Origin of the sequence: Variovorax sp. J22P240 (assembly GCF_030316855.1) — a bacterium.
Lineage (GTDB): Bacteria > Pseudomonadota > Gammaproteobacteria > Burkholderiales > Burkholderiaceae_C > Variovorax.
The window spans coordinates 1-18,329 of record NZ_JASZYR010000017.1 but is presented as its reverse complement, the minus strand read 5'-3'; the positions used below and the strand labels follow the sequence as shown (position 1 = coordinate 18,329).

Sequence of the window (18,329 nt, the reverse complement as noted above, 5' to 3'; positions counted from 1 at the left end):
GGCGCACGCGTCGCGCACACGCGCCCACCCAGGATGCGCACTGCCCGCGGTGCAAAATCCGTGGCATGCAAATCCTCGAACTCAAGCGGCGACTGCGGGACGCCGGAGCGGGTCCCTTGCACGAGCACCGGGTCCTGCGGCTGTGGTCCCATGCGCTGCCCCGAGACAGCGGCAAGCGTCTGCCGGCGAGCTTTTTCCCATCGTCCCTGCTGGAGGCCCTGCCGGGCATTGAAGCGGATCTGGCCGGACTGGCGCGCATCCACGCGGTTCATCCCGGCGCCGATGGTTCCGAGCGGCTGCTGGTCGCATTGGCGGACGGTCAGACCGTCGAAAGTGTCTTGCTGCCTCGGGACGGACTTTGCGTTTCGTCGCAGATTGGGTGTGCCGTCGGTTGCCAGTTCTGCATGACGGGGCGCGACGGCTTGCTGCGCCAATTGGGAAGTGCCGAAATCATCGCCCAGGTTGCCCTCGCGCGCATGCGCCGTCCGGTGCGCAAGGTGGTGTTCATGGGCATGGGTGAGCCGGCCCACAACCTGGACAACGTCATGGAGGCGATCGACCTGCTCGGCACCGCGGGCAACATCGGCCACAAGAACCTGGTGTTCTCCACCGTGGGCGATCCACGCGTGTTCGAGAGACTGCAGCAGGGACGGGTCAGACCGGCGTTGGCACTCTCGTTGCACACGACCAGGGCCGACTTGCGCAGACGACTTCTTCCGCGCGCGCCGAACCTGACGCCCGAGGCACTGGTCACTGCCTGCGAACGCTACGCTCGGGCCACCGGCTACCCGATCCAGTACCAGTGGACGCTGCTGGAAGGTGTCAACGACGGTCAGGAGGAGATCGAAGGCATCGTCAGCCTGCTCTCCGGCAAGTACGGTGTGCTGAACCTGATCCCTTTCAACGCCGTGGAGGGCGTCGGATTCCGTCGCCCGTCGTGGGAGCGCTGCAAACAGATGGCGCGCACGCTGCATGAGCGGGGCATTCTGACGAAGCTGCGCTACTCGGCCGGACAGGATGTCGATGGTGGGTGCGGCCAGTTGAGGGCCCGCGCCGCTGAAGTACGTATCCCGCTTCGAAGGGCCGAAGACCGGCGCTAGCCTTCCGCCGAGTCGGCCTCGGCGGCGATCCACACCTCGAAGTCGCCCACTTGCTTCGTGACTGGCCGGTCCGCACGCCAGGCCATGGCACAGCGCCCTCGGTGTTCACGCGCAGACCGAAGCCTCCCGTCCGCCGCCCGAGAGGTCGTCTTGCACGTCGAACGGCGCCCCGGAGCCCACTGTCAGCTTTTGCCGTGGACTTCCACTGGGGCCGAGAGCTGACCCTGGCTTCAGAGTGCACCCTTGGCGGATGGACGTCGCGGCGTCAACTTTTCATCGCGGCCTCGCTGCGGCCGATGGCGAATGGCGCCTACCTTGGCAACTCCTGAGCGCTCACCTCGCTGCGCAGGCAGTGCTCTACGGTGGGCGAAACTCTGGACCAGGAAGGCCTCGCATGCTCGCGCTATCGGTATTTCTCGTGGAGGACAACTGCAATATCCGGGAGCAGCTGATTCCTGCTTTGGAAGTCCTGAGCTCGGCGAACGTGATGGCTGTGGCTGCATCGGAAGACGAGGCAATCGAATGGCTGGCTCGGCACAAGGGGCAGTGGGACCTTGCCGTCGTCGACATCTTTCTGGAGCGCGGCAGTGGTCTGGGCGTGATCCGCTGGTGCGAGGGGCGGGAGCCGCGCCAGCGCCTCGCCGTCCTGACGAACGACGCCACCGACGCAATGCGGGCCGCTTGCAGGGCAGCTGGCGCCGACGCCATCTTCGACAAGGCGAGTGAACTCGAGCGGTTCTTTGAGTTCTGCATGGAAGCCCGTCACCCCTGATGCCTTCGAGGCGCCTGCGCTCCAAAACGACGATCTCATGTCCCTTGGGTGAATTGGCTTCCTTGCCGTGAAGGAAGGGGCCGACGCTGAGTCGGCGGACCTGGCATCGCGAGCCAGGCTACTTCACGCGCTTCGGGGGCGCGTAGCCCACGGTCTTCATCGCCGCCCCGAGCGTTTGCTTCTTCTTCCAGTAGCCGGCCCAGGGGTCCGAGCTCTGGAATGACAGGTGTTCGCGCGCCGTCGCAATCGTCCACTGGGCCCCGCTCTTGAGCTTCGCCAGATCGTCCCATGCGATGGGCATCGAAACGCCAAGCCCGGGCCGCGCGCGAGCCGAGAACGCGGCAGCCGTCGTGGCGCCGTGCCCGTTGCGCAGGAAGTCGACGAAGAGTTTGCCCACGCGGTTCGAGGGCCCGCTCTTCGCCACGAACCGCGCCGGGATGGTCTTGGCCAGGTGCTGCACCACGGCCTGCGAGAAGCCTTTGACCGTCTCGTAGTCGAAGCGCGGCGCCAGCGGGACGACGACATGCAGGCCCTTTCCGCCGCTGGTCTTGAGCCAGGCCTCGAGACCGAGCTCGTTCAGGAGGGCGCGGACCAGGACGGCCGCTTCCTGCACGTGCTGCCACGACGTGCCCTCGCCGGGATCGAGGTCGAAGACCATGCGGTCGGGCTTGTCGATGTTCTTGGCGGTGGAGTTCCAGGTATGGAACTCGATCACGTTCATCTGCGCTGCGCTGGCCAGGGCCTGCGCCGTGCCCACCTCGAGCAGCGCGCCGTGGCCGGGCCACAGCGCCGGGTCCAGTTCCTGAATGCCGGGAATGCTGATTTTCTCGTCATGCTTCTGGAAGAAGAGTTGGCCGTGGATGCCCGCGGGGCCGCGCACGAGCGAGCAAGGCCGGCCTTGGAGGTGCGGGAGGATCCAGTCGGCCACGGACTCGTAGTAGCGCACCAGCTCGAGCTTGGTGAGGCCCGAGCCGGGATCGATGATCCGCTTCGCGTTGCTCACCGGGATACCGCCGACGGCAGAGCGGCCCGCGGTCTTGACCGGCCCCGCGCCGACCTGCCTGGCGGTCTCGCGCACGATGGCGGAAGGCGGCTTGTCGGTGCGCAGGGCCACAAAGGAGGCATGGCGGATCTGGTTGTCGGGGGTCCATTCCGCGAAGCCGACCTCGGCCACAAGGCGCGGCTCCACCCAGCGCTCGCTGCCTGGCGCGCGCTTGGACCAGCGCCCCGGCTGGGCCGCGCCCGCCGGAAACGGCGACTTCGCCAGCTCGATCTTCGACAGCTTGCGCTTGAGCGCGGCCGCCTCCTCGGCATCCCAGCCGGTGCCCACGCTGCCCACCGACACCAGCTCGCCCTGGGGGGTGTGCACGCCCAGCAGAAGGCTGCCGATCTGGGGCGAGCCGTCGGTGCGGTCCGTGTATCCGGCGATGACGAACTCTTGACGCTGCTGGCATTTGAGCTTGAGCCATGTCTCGGTGCGTCGGGAGGCGTAGGGCGCATCCGCGCGCTTGGCGATCACGCCCTCGAGGTTCATGCGGCAGGCCGAGCTCAGCACCGAGGCCGGATCGGCTTCGAACGCCGCGCTGTATCGCACGTGCTCGGTCCCTTTTTCGTCGAGGAGCGCCTTGAGCAGCTGCCGGCGGGACTCGAGGGCCGCCTCCCGCAGGTCGTGGCCTTCGAAGTAGGGAACATCGAACAAGAAGTAGATGATCGGGTCGCTGTTCGTCTGACGGTCGAACGCCTTCTGCAGCGCATTGAAATTCGGCAGGCCTTGATCGTCGAGCACCACGATCTCGCCGTCCAGCCATGCCGATTCGAGCCCGAACTGTTCGAGCTCGCGCACCAGGCCCGGCATCTTGGCGGACCAGTCGTGGCCGCCGCGAGTGATCAGGCTGGCCTTTCCGTTCTGGACCCGCGCCATGATCCTGTAGCCGTCGAACTTGATCTCGAAGAGCCACCGCCCGGCCGCGGGCACGCCGGTCGCGAGGGTCGCGAGTTGCGGGCTCATCTTGGCGGGCAGCGGCGCCTTCACCGCGCCGTGTATGCCCTGGTCCCCGTCCGCCGCGTTGCGTCGACCCGTTTGTTTCGCCGCGGCTTTCCCCGCGGGACGCTGGCCGTCTTCGTTCTCCGGGGGCTTCTTCAGCGGCTTCGCGATCACGCTGTCGGGCAAGGCGCTGACCACGTCGTACTCCGCCTTCGGCCGCGCGAACTCGTCGCGCTTCTTGAACAGGATCCAGGGCTCCTGCTTTTCGCCGCCCCTGGCGATCTTCACGAGCTCCCAGAGGCCGGCCATCTTCTGGCCATGCAGCCGGAACACGAGCTTGCCTTGCTGGAGCGCGTCATGCGGATCGCCGACAGGCTCCCAGGTGCCGTTGTCCCAGACGATGACCGTGCCCGCGCCGTACTGTTTGGGCGGGATCGTTCCTTCAAACGATCCGTAGGACAGCGGATGGTCTTCCACGTGGATGGCCATGCGCTTGTCGGCCGGGTCGTAGCTCGGTCCCTTGGGGACTGCCCACGAAAGCAGCACCCCGTCCAACTCGAGGCGGAAGTCGTAGTGCAGGCGGCTCGCGGCGTGCTTCTGGATCACGAACGAAAGGGCCTTCGGCCGGGAGGCGTGCCGTTGTCCGCGCGGCTCGGACGTGACCGAGAAGTCGCGTTTGGACCAGTACCTCTCCAGCGGGTCTGTCGGGGTGTCGCGTGCGGCCATCCGTGAAATTTACGGGCCGCCACCCTGGATGTCGAGCGGCCCGTGGCTCGCAGCGGGCGCGGCGGCGCCTGTTCGGGCCCGCGTTCGATCGGCTCGAGGAGCGCAACGCGTAGTCAAAGCTGGCGGTGCTTCATGCGTTGACCTCCTACGTGCATCGCTGGCGACGCCCCTGAACATCGCGATCCCACGACAAGGAGTTCACGATGCCCACCACCAAACGCGCCACCCCCGATGCCTGCAGCCTGCTCGACGGCGATCACCGCAAGGTCAAGAAGATGTTCGGCGACTACGAGACCCTCGCCAAGTCGCGCGCGGCCAGCGCAGCCCAGAAGAAGCGCGAGCTGGCCAAGGAGATCTGCATGGAGCTCTCGGTCCATGCGCAAGTTGAAGAGGAGATCTTCTATCCGGCGCTGCGCGAGGCGATCAAGGAGACCGACCTGCTCGACGAGGCCGAGGTCGAGCACGGCACCGCGAAGGACCTGATCGCCCAGCTCGAAGGCTCGACGGACGCGGACGAGATGTTCGACGCCAAGGTCAAGGTGCTTGGGGAGTACATCGATCACCACGTGAAGGAAGAGCGCAACGAGATCTTCGTGAAGGCGCGTGCGGCCAAGGGTCTGGACCTGGTCGCCATGCGCGAACAGCTCGCGGCGCGCAAGGAAGAGCTGATGGAAGAGCTGACGGGAGCGATGGCCTGAGGAGGCGAGGCGGGCCGCCGGGTGCGGCCCCGCGCTCGCGCCAGGGTTGATTTCGCGGGCATGCAGTTGCCGGAGCTGGGGGCAATTACCTCAGTTTCGGCGGCGCCGAAGACGGCCCAGAGGATGGTCCCGGGGGTGGAGAGAAGCCGGGCCTTGATGCGCTTGCGCGTGGCGGGTATTTCATCCGCGACTCGATGAGTCCAACCGTGTCGGCCACGTCGGTGTTGTTCGGGTTTTCCATGGAGTAGCGCCGGGCGGCCTCGACAAGGCGTTGAACCTGCGAATCCGGTGCCGCGTTCGCGAGGAGTGGAATCGCCTCCGACGAGGACAGGTAGGCCACGAGTTTGCGCGCGTCGGTGCCGCGCTCGCTCAACTTGGCGATGATGATCTCGTCCAGGGGGCGTCCGGTCTTCGCGTTCTCAATGGCGGCGCTCGCGCGCAACCATTCCCGATACCGGATCACATCCACCGCGCCGTACTGGCCTGCGCCGTAGTCGAAGCCGGGTTCATTGGCACGCAGAAGTCTCGCCATATCCGGTGACGCCTTGAGGAACGATGCTGCATTGAATTCTTCCCTGCTGTTGAGAGCGACCGTCAACACATCGGTTGCGATGCGATGCGGATTGGCGCGTAGTTCCGCCAGGTACTCTTGCTGCTTTTCCAGCGGTGCGCTCGCCACGAGATGCGCCAACTCGTGGTAGTAGGACTCCGGAGCCAACACGCCATTGTCGAGCGCTCGCTTGAGAACGGACTCGGTCCCGGGCTGGTACCCCAGCCGCGCATAGCTGACGGCGGCCATGGCTGCGACCTGCTTGTCCGGGTGGGTGGTCAGGGCCTTGAGTTCGAGCGCGATGGCACCGTTTTCCCCCGTCGTGTTGTCACGGTCGTGAAGACGCCCAAGTATCCGGATCATCGGAAGCATCTCATCGGCACTCAGACGTCCTCTGCTTAAGAGCAAACGAGCGGCATCGACGGACTGCGGTGTCGACGGAACTCCCTTGAAATAGATTTCATCCAGGGCGTTGCGCCCGGCGATTCCCCCGAGAGGAGTGAATCCAACTAGCGGGTTGTCGCGATCGGCCCCTGGCTGTGCAAGCGCCAATCGCGCCTGGTGGTGGGCCGCGCCGTGCGCTTTGTAAGACCACGGAGCGTATTGCTTCAGCGCGTCAATCGCAGGCGCGAGGGCACCCAACTGCTGAGTCCTCGCAGGGAAGGTGGCATGCACCAGGGCACCCGATGCGAGAGCACCGACACACGCAAGTCCCCAATGTTTTGGCGTCATTGTCATGCGCCAACTAGCCCGCCATGCATACCACGTCAATGAGATCCCCATCGTAGGTGGAGGGCTGTTGACCAGCGCGTGCTTGGCCAAGCAATTGGGTCAGGTCGTCGAGATCTCGTGCCGTGCGGTCGGGTGCAAGCTGGATGTTCAGTCGGCCTTTTTGCCCGGGCGGCCCTTCATCCTGGGTTTCGTATTCAATCAGTTCGACGCTTGCGACGATTTTCATCCAGACTCCTCGGCGAAGCCAGCCCGTGACTGGAACAGAACTCCTGATTAATTGATCCGACGCCGCCAATCCTGTTCAGCGCCGCCAGCAACTGCGCCAAAGAGGGTGCGAACTCACCAACCGGATCAGACCCGGCAGGGATGGTAACCCGCATGTGCGATCGCAAAGAACGCATGGGCGTTCGCGCGATTGATCAAGTAGCCTCCGCGGGGCGCTCGGGCAGGGTGAACGCAAATGTCGACCCCTTGCCTGGCGCACTCGTCAAGCGCATGGCTCCGCCATGCAGTTCGACGAAGCGTTTCGCCAGCGTCAGACCCAGCCCTGTACCTTCGGACTTGCCCAACTGATCACCCGATGCCTGGCGGAACTCTTCAAATACCAAGGCCTGCTCATCGAGTGCGATGCCAACGCCGTTGTCGATCACCGCGATCTCGACGGAACTGCCGTCTGAGCCTTTCAGGTGCCGCGCGCGGAGGGTCACGTTGCCGCCCATGGGCGTGAACTTGACGGCATTCGACAGCAGGTTGATCACCACCTGCTTGATCTTGCGCTGATCGGCCACCCATTCCTCCGGTGCTCCTGCCGCTTCGAGCGCCAACGTCAAGCCGCTTCGAGCGGCGCGCTCGCGAATCAGCATGGCTGCCGCGTCGAGCACCTCGCGCAGGTTGAACCTTGATAGTTCGAGTTCCATTCGGCCCGCCTCGATCTTCGACAGGTCGAGGATGTCGTTGATCAAGGTCAGAAGATGGTGACCCGAGCCGTGGATGTCTTGCAAATAGTCGAGTTGCCGGTCGTTGACGTCCCCCACCATCTTCTCGGCGAGCACCTCAGAGAAGCCGATGATCGCGTTCAGCGGGGTGCGAAGCTCATGGGACATGGCGGCCAGGAATTCCGACTTGTGCCGGTTCGCCGCCTCGATCTGCCTACTCTTTTCCTGAATCTCCCGGTACAGGCGTTCCAGCTCGTCGCTCATGTGATTGAGATTACCGGCCAGAGCGCCCAGCTCGTCGCGGTTGGGGACGACTACCTGGCTCTTGAAATCTCCAGCAGCGATTTGATCAAAGCGCCCGCCCATCTGTCGCAGCGGGCCGATCAGGGATAGCGAGATCGCGTAGCCGAGCCCCAGTGCCAGAACGATGCTTCCGACGGCAAACGCCACGACCCATCTCCGCGAGGCCGCGTAACCGTCGTGGCTTTCGTCAATGCGCGCAAGCATTTCAGCCTCGGCCTTGTTGACGAGTTCGTTCGTCAGGCGCTCGAGTCGTTCTGCGAGGGGCCCTACGCGCTCGACTTGCGCAATTCGCCCCTCAGTCGCCTTGCCGGCCCTCACCAGTTCGATCACTTCGCCCACCGCGGCGGTGAATCCCTCGTACGCGAGGCGTACGCGCTGCAGCACCTCGACTTCATCCTGCGCAACGAACCTCAGCCGGTCCAGGTCGTAGCCGAACTGGTGGAGTTGACGCAGGGTCGCGTCAAGGGTGGATGGGTCCGGCGCCAACATCGCAGTGGCCACGCTGTACAGCTGCGCAGTGGTGCTTTGCTCAATCTGCCGGTATGCGGCAATCTTGCGCTGCAGCTGAACGAAGTCCTCGGCACGCTGGTTCAGTCGACCTAGTTCGGCCAAGCTGACCGCTCCGACTGCGATCAGAAGCCCCACCATGGTGAGAAACGCAACCAGCAGCTTTGTGTGCAAGGTGGCCGGCGCGCGAGCCACGGCCAATGGCAGCCATCGAAGCAGTGGTGCATTCATTTGCGCGTCAACCTCTGCTTGTTCGCCTGCGCTTGTTCGCTCTTGGCGAATCTCACTCGCTAGCCAGCATCTGCAGGTCTCTCTGCATTTCTCTGGAGTTGAAGTTGGTGCCCATGTATTGCACCCGCATCATGCCGGCGCGATCGACCAGCGAAGTCAGGAACAAATGGTCGACGCCACCAGTTTCTGCTGCCTTCGCATACGACCCAAAGCCCCGAACCGCGTCGTCGATGGCCTTTGGCGCTCCAGTCAGGAAATACCAGCCTGGTGTATCGGCGCCGAACGAAGCCGCGTACGTTCGCAGGCGTGCCGGCGTATCGGTCAATGGGTCCACGGTGATGGCCACGAACGCGTACCGAGTGCCGAACTCGCGGCCCATGGCTCGCCCGAGCTCGGCCAACTTGGCCACCAGAATGGGGCAACTGGTGGAGCAGGTCGTGAACACGAAGGTGACCAGCAGGACCTTGCCGCGTAGGTCAGCGAGCGTAACGCGCGTGCCCGTCGCAGACTCAAGCGCAAAGTGCGGTGCCGGCCCGAGCACGGGTAGGCGCTCGATGCCGTCTGGCGCAGCCTTGATGGTCAGCGCATTCGCAAGTAGCGGCGCCGGCGCCAGCCAAACGCCGATAGCACCATTCAAGAGGTGACGACGGCTTGGCATCGTTTGAATCTTCATGTCGTCGGCTCCTTGCTGCGCGGCTCATGCCATCGCCAGTCGATGCCTCAAGCTCAGGCCTTCAGTTCCCGCTTCAGCTCGTTCAGAAACCGCCAATCCGTACCATCCGCAATGAGCTTTTGCGGAGTTGACTTGATGAGGCCGACGTCGCGCAGGCGCAGCGCGTGAAAGCGCAACGTGTCTTCGGGATTGACCGTGCGGTAGTCGTAGTTCAGCTTCTTTAGGGACTGGACCCCGATGTCGTAGCGCGTTTCGTAGCCATGGTCGCGGAGGTATCCGGCCGCCTGTTGCGGCTGCGCCTTGCACAACTCGACCGCCTTGAAGATTGCGCGCAGCACGTGCTTGGTAGCCACAGGGTTGCGCTGAACGTAGTCTCGGTTCGCGCCGATCATGCAGCAGTAGTACTGCGACCAAGGTCGATCAACGTTGGTGTCGAGCAGCACTTGGCCAATCTTCCTAGCGCGCAACTCCTGCGGCTCTGGAGGGAAAGCCAAGAATGCATCGGCACGCTTGTCGATGAAGGCATCCATTGCGCTGCCGCCTGGGCGCGCCAGCCACTTCACGTCATTCGGCTGGAAGCCTGCATACGAGAGCATGCTTGTCAGAAGAATCTGGTCGCCCCCCAAGTACTTCTCGCAGACGACGGTCTTGCCCTTCAGGTCGCTCAGACTGCGCATGTTGCCGTGCCCGAACAGCTCCCAGCAGCCCAGGTGCACTCCAGCCAGCAACACAACACCCTTTCCCGCATCCATCACCGGCAGGAAGCCGGTCGTGTACCACATCGTGATGTCCGCCTTGCCGCTGGCCAGCGCGTCCGGGCCCGCGCGCGTGCCAAGGGGGAGGTATTGGACATCGCTGAACCCTTCGTTTCGCAACAGTTCCCCGGCAAGGTACTGCGGCGCAATGCAGATCGAAGGCGAATGGCAGAAGCGTACCGTGCGAGTCTCGGGCGGCGAGTCATCATCGGCGACGGCTGGGCCGTGGGTGAAGCCCAGCAATCCGGCCGCCCCGAGGGCGGACGCATCCTCAAGAAATTCTCGGCGACTCAGTCCCAGCGATGTGATCGTGCTCATGGTGCTTGGCCCGGTTCGGTGTGGTCCATTCAGCGACCGGTGGTCTTGCTCGCCGTCAGTTCCGCGAGGAAGCCTTTGATTGCGCGGCTTATGGCCACGGTGGCCTGTGGGTCGGCGTCGTACCAAATGGTATGACCGGCGATCGAGTCGATTTCGACTGCGCGTGCTTTCGGAATGAGCGCCACTTCCGCGAGGATGTTCTTCGGCGAGAAGATTTGATCTTTCGGCGCATAGATGTAGAGCGCCTTTGCCTTGATCGACGCCAACGCTGCCTCTATGTTGCCGTCAAATCCCGGCGTATCGCCGAGCCAGAAGTCGTAGAAGGATTTGTACAGGTAGTAGAGGTCGCGGGCATCCTGAACGTCCAGGTAGTAAGCCCCGAACGCCACGCGCCAACGCTGATAGGCCTCTGGAGTGTCGAGGTGCTGGTCCCACCACTCGGGGCTGTAGAAGTAGAGCGTTTGGACGGACAGCGCTTGTGTTGCGCACTCCTTAGGATTCTGGTCATAGTTGCCTCCGTTCCAGCCGGCGCAGGACTCAAGCATCGAGACCATGAGCGGCCAACGGAAGCGGCCCGTGCTGGTACTGAAGCTGCTGCCGACAATCGGGACAATGCCGTCCACGAATTCGGGGTAGCTCACTGCGAGCTGAGTGCTGTATAGCGCGCCAGACGACATCCCTGTCACCGCAAGGAGGTGCGAGATACCCAACCCCTCGGTGAGAAGCTTGTGCTGTGCGTTCACCATGTCGCGGCCGCTGTATTGTGGGAACGCCATCTTCAAGCCGCTATTGGTCGGACTCGTCGAATGCTCGTAGCCGATTTGCGTGGCCCCGAGGGCATCGGAGCAAATGATGAAGAATTTGTCTGTGTCGAGGGCGCGCCCCGGCCCGATGTGATGATCCATGCCGTGATGGTTTCCACCGAATCCGTGCAGGAACAGGATCGCGTTGTCCTTCGCGGCATTGAGCTTGCCGTGCGTGACGTAGCTCATCTTCAGATTCGGAATCACGCTGCCGCTCTCGAGCTTCAGATCCCCGAGCTGGGCCATCTGATGGGGAGGTTGGTCTTCCCAGTGGGCACAGGCTGGACCCGCCACACCAAGGGCAAGGGCGAATGCTGAGCACAGCCACAGCTTCGACAGCGCCTTCATCACTTCCATCCTTTTTGAAGTTCGGGACGGGATTGGTGGCAGACCGATCGGGGGAAGTTACTCCTCCAGGCCGGCGATGTCGAGTGTGATCCGACATGCCAGGGCGGCGGCGAACCGAGAGCCGCTTCGTGGTCTGGCGCCAAATCTTCCATCGGTCGGCGCACACGATCCGGCGCCCTCGCGCATGAAGCCTCGCGGAATGGCTATGAGAGGTAACGAATCAGCGAGCGGCTGTCTTGTTCGCAGTCAACTCGTAAAGGAAGGCCTTGATCGCGCGACTTACGGCCACGGTGGCCTGTGGTTCGGCGTTGTACCAGATGGTGTGTCGGCGTCAGAATCGATAGCGAGGTCGCACGCCTTCGGAATCAGCTTCGCCTCGTCGGCGATATTTTTCGGCGGGACGAGTTCGTCCTGGAACGAATGGATGAAGAGCGCCTTCGCCTTGATAGAACCCAACGCCGCCTGCATGCTCCCGTTGAATCCCGGCGTGTCCGTGACCCAGCCCTTCTCGTACGATCGCTCCAAGTAGTAAAGGTCGCGGGTATCTTGGACGTCGAGGGTGAAGGCGCCCATCGCCACGCGCCAACGCTGGTGAGCCTCGGCCGTGTCAATGTGCCGCTCCCACCAATCGCGACTGTAAAAGTAGGGGATCAGCACGGAGATGTAGCTCGTTGCGCAGGCTTTCGGGTTCTCGTCGTAGTTGCCCTCGTTCCAGCCCGCGCAGGACTCGATGATCGAATTCCGGAGTGACCCGCGAAATCTCCCCGTCTTGCCGCAGAAGCCGCCCCCGGAGATCGGCACGATGCCGTCCATGAAGTCCGGATAGCTCACCGCGAGCTGAATGCTGTACGAGCCGCCGGACGAGATTCCGACCACCGCGAGCAAGTGCGAAACGCCGAGGCCCTCCGTGATCAGCATGTGCTGCGCCCTCATCCTGGCGCGCCCGTTGTACTGCGGGAACTTCATCTTCAGCCCGCTGTTGGTCGGACTCGTCGAGTGCGCACACGGCGCAATGTCACCCGGTAACAGTCCAGGTGAGTCAATGCGGGGGGGTCAGTTCCTGATGTCGCTTGACAGCGCACATACCCACCCAGTCTGTCCATCGATGCATGATCGGGGGCCCTTCGCTAGTGGATCGCCAAAAGGCGTGGAAGGCTGGGGAGGCTCCACCCGCCGCGATCGTCGGACGCCGCAACTCCCGAAGGTGAAAGATTGGTCGACAAAGACGCCTGGCCGCCGGTTCCGTCCGCGGAGGGTCCGCCCGCGGAAAATGGCTTCGCTGGCGGATGGGCTGCGGGACCCGAACTCATGGCGGCAGCCAATCGATGGTGCTGCATATCTTCATGCGCTCCGAGGCAGCGCCAGTATGGGAACACCCGGACCAGCAGGTACCCCGCTTCTCGCGGCTCAGGCGTTCCCCTTCACCAGCGCACCGATGCATGCACGCCCCAACGTCGGCATGCCAACTCATGAAGTCATCATTGGCGCGTCTCCGGGCGATCGCCAGACGCGCGGAATCCAAATTGCCGAGACGAGGGTCTATGAAATTCCCAAGGCGCTTCAAGTCCCTGCGGAGAGCATCAGTTGCGCTTCTTGACGGTTGCGAATGCTCGCGAAGCATGGCGAGCCTATTCTTCAGGACGCCGACACAGTAAACCGTCGTGAGTTCGAGGTCCGACGGCTGCAGCCGCGCTGCTTCCACGTCTTGCCCCGCCGTCGCAGCAGCAACACAGAGGAGCAGCTGTAACCTGGATCTCATCGCAGGCTAGCTCACATGCAATCTCTTTCGCATCGCGCGCCCTCCGCTTATGGGGTCGTGGATTTTGAGGCTGAGAACAAAAGTTCGCCATGGCTTTTGACATGCCGGGCAGGACGCTGGAGGCGCCGTCTCAGCGCCCGGGGCGGGGGTCAGTGGCGGAAATGCGACCAGATGAAGGACTACGCGGTGAAGGGCTACGCGGGCGATCGAACAAACGGGCCGGCCCAGACCGGGCGTAGGCTCTTCTCCGAAGCGGCTGCCCGGGTGCATGGCGCGGCTTCGGAGATCCGCCAGGGGCTTGGTGTTCGCTGAAGTGACAGTTTGCCAGGCGACTTCCGAAGGAGCAGCATTTGCCATCTTCGCATCGCGAGGAGTCCTTATGGGCAATGCGGACGTCATCGAACGCCGGACCAGATCAAAGCTGCGACGGGCCGCCGGCGTCCTCGTGCCGATGATGATGATCACGGTGGCCGTCACGGCCGATGCACTAGCGCAGACTCCCGCGCGACTGCCCCGAATCGGAGCTGTCGGTATTGGTTCCGACGAGGCGCAGGTGCGCAGGTACTCCGTCTGGAAATCGCTGCTGGCCGGCTTGGGCGATCAAGGCATGGTCGAAGGGCGAGACTACACGCTCGATCTGCGCTTCACCGCCGGGCGGCCAGAGCTGTTCGAGCCGCTGACGCAGGAGCTGGTCAAGTCCTCGGTGGATTTAATCGTGGTGGGGGTCTGTGGCGCTCCGCTCGACGCGGCGCGGCGCGCCACGCAGACGATCCCGATCGTGGTGCCGACCTGCAATGACGACCTGGTCGAGTTGGGCATCGTCAAGAGCTTCAAGCACCCCGGTGGCAACATCACGGGCATGTCCAAGCTGACGCCCCAGCTGGCAAGCAAACGTCGTGAGCTCCTGCTTCAGGCGGTCCCGCAGGCGAAGCGGATTGCGATCCTTTGGAATCCTGGGTACTCGGAGTTCAAGGCCGACTGGCGCGAGTTGCGCGACGCGGCCCGCGTGCTTGGGGTGACACTCGTACCGTTCGAATTCCGCAAGGTCGACGATCTCGAGCCGGTCTTCGACTCCATCGCGGCTGAGCGCCCCGATGCGCTCATGATGTTCAGCGATCAACTTGCTTACGCATTCGCCGCGCGCATCGCCAAGCTGGCCACGGAGAGGCGGCTACCGTCGATGTTCGCATTCCGAGAAGTGCCAGACGCCGGCGGTCTCATGTCATACGGGCCGAACATCCCCGGGATGTGGCGTCAGTCGGCCAAGCAGATCGCGCGCATTCTCCATGGCGAAAAGGCCGGAGATCTGCCAATTGAGCAACCGACATTGTTCGAGCTGGTGATCAATCGCAAGACGGCGAACGATCTCGGGGTCACCATCCCGCAATCCTTGCTGCGGCGGTCCGACGCTGTTGTTGACTGAGCCGCTACTTGCACCCTCCCGACCTCCGCGCTTCGGTGACCATTGCCCCTCGCGTGGATCGGCGGCTCCAAAGGCGCACACGGCGGCGCAGGCGTCCTCTCAGGAGGCGGTGCTTGCAGCATCACCGGCAATAGCGCCGGCGCCTGCTCAGCGCGACCGCGGGCACCATGCAGAACGATCCAACGCCGCAACAGGTTCGCGTTGACCCTGTGCGTCATGCCGGTGGCGGCCACTGAAGTCCCAGGGCATCAAACATTGTCGAACCAGTTCATCCTTGAACTCATCGGCGTAAATGCGCTTGCCATTGCTGCGCACGCCCAGGACGCCACGTGGCAGCTGCCTCGGGTGTTCTCTCTCGGTCAGGGTATCCATGCTGCGTCCACTACCCATGTCAGTGGACGCAAGGGTGCCGCGGCACCTCTGTCAGCTCAAGAGGGTACTGAGGCCTCGCCTACTTGACCAGACTCAACAGGTCAAGAAATAACCTCTCGACGATTCACAGCTAGGGCGTTCGATTCTTGCGATAGGAGTTCTTCAGGAAGATCTTGCCGTCCCGAAGCGTGAACAGGTCGCAGCCCTGGACTTCGACGCGAGTCCCATGCACCGGCGTCCCCGTGAACGTCCATTCTGAGACAGCGCGATCGCCGAGCACGAAATGGCGCGCATTCGCCCAGTGGGCATCGGGAAAGACGGCCCAGACTTGCGCGAAGGCCGCTCGCACCGCCTCGCGGCCGACGGCGCGGCGTCCGCAGGCATCGGGCCCGGCGGAGGATTCGAAGACGCAATCCTCGGTCATGAAGGACATGAGTGCGTCGATGTCGTGCCGATTCCACGCGTCGGCAAACGACTGAAGGAATTCCGGGGTCACCTCGGGAATCACCGTCTGCATGATCGGACACCTTTACAGCGCCTGCGCGCTGATGCTCCGTTGGCGCATGGGGCACGCACGCATTGTGTTTGCCAAGCGGCTGTTGCTCCCCACAGAAATGATACCGCCGCGGGTGGCGAGCCGAGGAGGGTCTCGTGGCGCCGAGTGCGTGTATTCAAGCGATGACCGGCAGGGGCCATACGGGGACCCGGCAGGTGCCCAGGTCCCGATCTCGGGCTTCGGCGGCCAAGCATTCAGGAACGCGGCTGCAGCGTGAGCCCGATCAGCCGGGAAACGACCATGGCCAGGTACATCACGCCGGCGAACATGGCGAGGCTCGCGACGGCACGGGCGTGGACCGTGACCGGGATGACGTCGCCGATCCCTGTGCTCGAGAGCAGCGCGAAGCTCAGGTACATCAGCTCGCTCCAGGACCTGGCCTGCTGCGGATTCACTGCGGCCTGGAAACTCCCGGGCTGGAGCGCCTGAACCACGACGAACAGGTGAGTGAACGCCCAGGCCAGCAACGTGAACGTCGCGCCCACGGCGAACAGCTCGTCGAGCGTCGCATACCGATCGGCCAGCATGTAGGCGATCAAGCTGCCCGTCGCATAGAAATAGAACACCGCCTCGAGGGCGGAGGACCACACGAGCAGCTCGGGCCGATCGGCCATCGCCTGCAGCACGAGCAGGGCGGTGGTCGGGATCGCCAGGCCGACGCTGATCCACGTCAGCCATGGCGTGCGCCGGACCATGCGGATCGTCGCGTACAGCACGACCATCCCGAAGACGGCCAGCGCGGGGGCTCCGGCGCGCGTCGACTCGACAAAGGGATAGAGAACGATGCCGAGGAGCTGCACGATCAACAGCATCGCCGACGGATGGCGGCGTATGTTGCCCAGCATGCCCGGTTGATTCATGGCCGCAGTGTCGCCGGTTCCTCCGCGTGACGCTGAGTTCCTCCCGCCTCGGAGGGCACGAGGCCTCGGGCGATGCCTCTGCCCGCTTCGGTTTTTCCTTGGGAATCTGAACGGTCGGCCGAAGCTTTCTCGCGAGACGGTTTTGCGCCTACACACGTCGAGCGCGGCGCAAGCGAAGGTCGGGGCTCTCAAGAGGGAAGCACCATGCCCATTGCCCGACGACCGCCAGACATCGACCCTGACATCGCTCCGCTGCCGGTGGTCGCTCCGACCGAAGCCGAAAACCGGGCCGCTGGGCTCGAGGAAGAGGAGGGTTCCGCCGCGAAAGCATCCGACGAGGCCGATCCGCTCGGCGGCCCGAAACCGCAGCGTTCGTAAGGCGGCCCGACGGCGCAGTGGCCATTGAACGCAGACTCATCTCGACCTACTGGGAGCGGCGATGTTCGAACGATACAAGGCGAAGATCGAGGCCTATTGCAGGGAAGCCGGCATCGAAATCCCGGTCGGGTTCAGCCGACATTCGGCGGGGCGGTACGCCGCCATCGACCTGGAATCGAGTCCGCCGAAGCTCGTCGCCACCACCTGGCTGAAGCACGAGGAGGCGGTGTACTACCTGGTGAATCTGGCGGAAGGCCGGAGAACGAAGATCCTGGATTTCAAGGACCGCTGTGAACTCAGCTTCAACGGCAAGACGAGCTTGTTGCAGGGTGATCCGTTCTAGTCGCGAGCGTGGGCCTGGATCGCGCGCTCGCCATATGGCATAGGCCAAGCGAAGAGCCACGGCGCGCTGGCTTCGTGTTTCCTTTGGTACTACATTGGAACTCGGCTGGGATTCGCGGCCGCAGTTCGGGAGGAATGCCATGAGAGCTCGTTCGAAGACTGTCGCCAGCGGGCAAGCGGTCACCGTTCAATGTGGAACGTCATAGGTAACCGCCAGGCTGCCGTGAGCCTGGCCGAATTTTCGGACACGGCGTGCTTTCTGCCCTGCAAGCATTGCCAGGAGCTGGTGCAGGAGGACGATCGGTTCTGTCGCTTTTGCGGAAGCGATCAGTTGGAAATGAATGGCATGGGCGAGGCGCAGCCGGCCAGCGGCCCGAATCGCGCTCCATCCACAGCGCGTGCAGCGCCGGCCGAGGTGGATTTCGCGGACACGGTGCAGCCAGGCGAAGCCACGGCGCTCGCGCTCTACGCTCCGACGAACGCGGCCAATGAGGCAGCGAGGCCGGATTCGGCGCTCAACCGCCCGGACGCCTTCGGACTCAGGCGATTGCTGGAAGGCAGTGCACCGGGTCACCGGGCAGGCAGCTCCGTGATCGCGCTTCGCCTGGCGATCGGCGTGGTGTCGCTGGTGGTCTTGCTGACGCTCGTGCTGGGCCGCAACCTCGATCTCGACACGCTCAGGGCGAGCGTGGAGCAGCAGGTCCAAGGCGCTTTGGTCGGCAGCGACCTGCGTTCCGCTGCCCTCTCGCCCGGTGTCCTGAGTTCCGCGGGGGCGGTCGATCGGCAAGTGCAACGGCGAGCGCCGGACGCACAGCCGCCACAAGCCGACACCCGCGATCGGCTTCGAGACACCGCCTCGGACGTGGCCATCGCGCTCGGACTGGGTGAGCCGGCGGCGCCCGCAGCACCGGCCGTTTCGCCTGCGACGCCGCAGATGGCGGCGGGCCCTGCACCCGAGATGAGCGTGTCGGAGCCGAAGCAGGAGGGGTGCAGCGAGGCACTGGCCGCTCTGGCGATGTGCCCGAAGCCGTGACGTCCGAAACTTTCTTCATTGGAGCCAGCATGCGAATCACAACCCTACTGACGGTGCTGGTGGGGATGATCTTCCTGTCGTCCGCAGCCGCTGCGCCGAGGGCGGAGTACAAGATCGTCACCGCTTCGAAGACCGGCACCTACATCCAGATCGGCAACGACCTTGCCAAGT

At 63.9% G+C, this 18,329-nt stretch carries 17 protein-coding genes; 7 read left to right on the top strand and 10 right to left on the bottom strand.

What is annotated here, in order from left to right:
* Positions 1-65 precede the first annotated feature (65 nt).
* Complete coding sequence (locus QTI24_RS26810) at positions 66-1,100, top strand: RNA methyltransferase (protein ID WP_286604517.1); 1,035 nt, start codon at positions 66-68, stop codon at positions 1,098-1,100.
* A gap of 394 nt (positions 1,101-1,494) precedes the next feature.
* Positions 1,495-1,872: a response regulator gene (locus QTI24_RS26805; RefSeq protein ID WP_286604515.1), complete on the top strand. Its 378-nt coding sequence runs from the start codon at positions 1,495-1,497 to the stop codon at positions 1,870-1,872.
* Between the two features lie 118 nt (positions 1,873-1,990).
* Here the strand turns inward: QTI24_RS26805 and ligD are convergent, their stop codons facing one another.
* Entirely contained in the window at positions 1,991-4,582 is a 2,592-nt protein-coding gene (ligD, locus tag QTI24_RS26800; protein WP_286604514.1) for a DNA ligase D, read from the bottom strand.
* A gap of 203 nt (positions 4,583-4,785) precedes the next feature.
* On the opposite strand from ligD, the gene QTI24_RS26795 reads away from it, so the two are divergent.
* Positions 4,786-5,280 (top strand): hemerythrin domain-containing protein, encoded by a 495-nt coding sequence (locus QTI24_RS26795; RefSeq protein WP_286604512.1) that lies wholly within the window; start codon positions 4,786-4,788, stop codon positions 5,278-5,280.
* Positions 5,281-5,365: 85 nt separating this feature from the next.
* On the opposite strand, the gene QTI24_RS26790 is transcribed toward QTI24_RS26795, so the two are convergent.
* The 7 genes from QTI24_RS26790 to QTI24_RS26760 all read right to left on the bottom strand — a co-directional run bounded on the left by QTI24_RS26790 (position 5,366) and on the right by QTI24_RS26760 (position 12,401).
* Complete coding sequence (locus QTI24_RS26790; RefSeq protein WP_286604511.1) at positions 5,366-6,472, bottom strand: hypothetical protein; 1,107 nt, start codon at positions 6,470-6,472, stop codon at positions 5,366-5,368.
* Positions 6,473-6,575: 103 nt separating this feature from the next.
* Positions 6,576-6,788: a hypothetical protein gene (locus tag QTI24_RS26785; RefSeq protein WP_286604509.1), complete on the bottom strand. Its 213-nt coding sequence runs from the start codon at positions 6,786-6,788 to the stop codon at positions 6,576-6,578.
* A gap of 193 nt (positions 6,789-6,981) precedes the next feature.
* Positions 6,982-8,502, bottom strand: coding sequence for a HAMP domain-containing sensor histidine kinase (locus QTI24_RS26780; RefSeq protein WP_286604681.1), 1,521 nt, complete (start codon positions 8,500-8,502; stop codon positions 6,982-6,984).
* Positions 8,503-8,590: 88 nt separating this feature from the next.
* Positions 8,591-9,211 (bottom strand): SCO family protein, encoded by a 621-nt coding sequence (locus QTI24_RS26775; protein ID WP_286604507.1) that lies wholly within the window; start codon positions 9,209-9,211, stop codon positions 8,591-8,593.
* 53 nt (positions 9,212-9,264) lie between these two features.
* Positions 9,265-10,284, bottom strand: coding sequence for an ABC transporter substrate-binding protein (locus QTI24_RS26770; RefSeq protein WP_286604505.1), 1,020 nt, complete (start codon positions 10,282-10,284; stop codon positions 9,265-9,267).
* A 29-nt stretch (positions 10,285-10,313) separates the two neighbouring features.
* Positions 10,314-11,435 (bottom strand): alpha/beta fold hydrolase, encoded by a 1,122-nt coding sequence (locus QTI24_RS26765; protein WP_286604503.1) that lies wholly within the window; start codon positions 11,433-11,435, stop codon positions 10,314-10,316.
* Between the two features lie 279 nt (positions 11,436-11,714).
* The gene (locus QTI24_RS26760) at positions 11,715-12,401 is read right to left on the bottom strand and encodes an alpha/beta hydrolase family protein (RefSeq protein ID WP_286604502.1); all 687 of its coding nucleotides are present in this window, start codon (positions 12,399-12,401) and stop codon (positions 11,715-11,717) included.
* Between the two features lie 1,172 nt (positions 12,402-13,573).
* Between QTI24_RS26760 and QTI24_RS26755 the strand changes: the two genes are divergently transcribed.
* Complete coding sequence (locus QTI24_RS26755) at positions 13,574-14,617, top strand: ABC transporter substrate-binding protein (RefSeq protein WP_286604500.1); 1,044 nt, start codon at positions 13,574-13,576, stop codon at positions 14,615-14,617.
* A 502-nt stretch (positions 14,618-15,119) separates the two neighbouring features.
* Here QTI24_RS26755 and QTI24_RS26750 read toward each other — a convergent pair.
* Entirely contained in the window at positions 15,120-15,506 is a 387-nt protein-coding gene (locus tag QTI24_RS26750) for a nuclear transport factor 2 family protein (protein WP_286604498.1), read from the bottom strand.
* Positions 15,507-15,739: 233 nt separating this feature from the next.
* Positions 15,740-16,405, bottom strand: coding sequence for an ion channel (locus QTI24_RS26745; protein ID WP_286604497.1), 666 nt, complete (start codon positions 16,403-16,405; stop codon positions 15,740-15,742).
* A 204-nt stretch (positions 16,406-16,609) separates the two neighbouring features.
* Between QTI24_RS26745 and QTI24_RS26740 the strand changes: the two genes are divergently transcribed.
* The 3 genes from QTI24_RS26740 to QTI24_RS26730 all read left to right on the top strand — a co-directional run bounded on the left by QTI24_RS26740 (position 16,610) and on the right by QTI24_RS26730 (position 18,158).
* Positions 16,610-16,783, top strand: coding sequence for a hypothetical protein (locus tag QTI24_RS26740; RefSeq protein ID WP_286604496.1), 174 nt, complete (start codon positions 16,610-16,612; stop codon positions 16,781-16,783).
* Between the two features lie 61 nt (positions 16,784-16,844).
* Positions 16,845-17,126, top strand: coding sequence for a hypothetical protein (locus QTI24_RS26735; protein WP_286604495.1), 282 nt, complete (start codon positions 16,845-16,847; stop codon positions 17,124-17,126).
* A gap of 336 nt (positions 17,127-17,462) precedes the next feature.
* The gene (locus tag QTI24_RS26730; RefSeq protein WP_286604494.1) at positions 17,463-18,158 is read left to right on the top strand and encodes a hypothetical protein; all 696 of its coding nucleotides are present in this window, start codon (positions 17,463-17,465) and stop codon (positions 18,156-18,158) included.
* Positions 18,159-18,329: the final 171 nt, after the last annotated feature.

Bases quoted from the DNA above. Each gene is read 5' to 3' on its own strand.
- QTI24_RS26740 (WP_286604496.1), top strand. From the start codon at position 16,610: ATGCCCATTGCCCGACGACCGCCAGACATCGACCCTGACATCGCTCCG.
- QTI24_RS26745 (WP_286604497.1), bottom strand. From the start codon at position 16,405: ATGAATCAACCGGGCATGCTGGGCAACATACGCCGCCATCCGTCGGCG.
- QTI24_RS26760 (WP_286604502.1), bottom strand. From the start codon at position 12,401: ATGAAGTTCCCGCAGTACAACGGGCGCGCCAGGATGAGGGCGCAGCAC.
- QTI24_RS26795 (WP_286604512.1), top strand. From the start codon at position 4,786: ATGCCCACCACCAAACGCGCCACCCCCGATGCCTGCAGCCTGCTCGAC.
- QTI24_RS26805 (WP_286604515.1), top strand. From the start codon at position 1,495: ATGCTCGCGCTATCGGTATTTCTCGTGGAGGACAACTGCAATATCCGG.
- QTI24_RS26770 (WP_286604505.1), bottom strand. From the start codon at position 10,284: ATGAGCACGATCACATCGCTGGGACTGAGTCGCCGAGAATTTCTTGAG.
- ligD (WP_286604514.1), bottom strand. From the start codon at position 4,582: ATGGCCGCACGCGACACCCCGACAGACCCGCTGGAGAGGTACTGGTCC.
- QTI24_RS26785 (WP_286604509.1), bottom strand. From the start codon at position 6,788: ATGAAAATCGTCGCAAGCGTCGAACTGATTGAATACGAAACCCAGGAT.
- QTI24_RS26765 (WP_286604503.1), bottom strand. From the start codon at position 11,435: ATGAAGGCGCTGTCGAAGCTGTGGCTGTGCTCAGCATTCGCCCTTGCC.
- QTI24_RS26755 (WP_286604500.1), top strand. From the start codon at position 13,574: ATGGGCAATGCGGACGTCATCGAACGCCGGACCAGATCAAAGCTGCGA.
- QTI24_RS26750 (WP_286604498.1), bottom strand. From the start codon at position 15,506: ATGCAGACGGTGATTCCCGAGGTGACCCCGGAATTCCTTCAGTCGTTT.
- QTI24_RS26810 (WP_286604517.1), top strand. From the start codon at position 66: ATGCAAATCCTCGAACTCAAGCGGCGACTGCGGGACGCCGGAGCGGGT.
- QTI24_RS26775 (WP_286604507.1), bottom strand. From the start codon at position 9,211: ATGAAGATTCAAACGATGCCAAGCCGTCGTCACCTCTTGAATGGTGCT.
- QTI24_RS26730 (WP_286604494.1), top strand. From the start codon at position 17,463: ATGAATGGCATGGGCGAGGCGCAGCCGGCCAGCGGCCCGAATCGCGCT.
- QTI24_RS26735 (WP_286604495.1), top strand. From the start codon at position 16,845: ATGTTCGAACGATACAAGGCGAAGATCGAGGCCTATTGCAGGGAAGCC.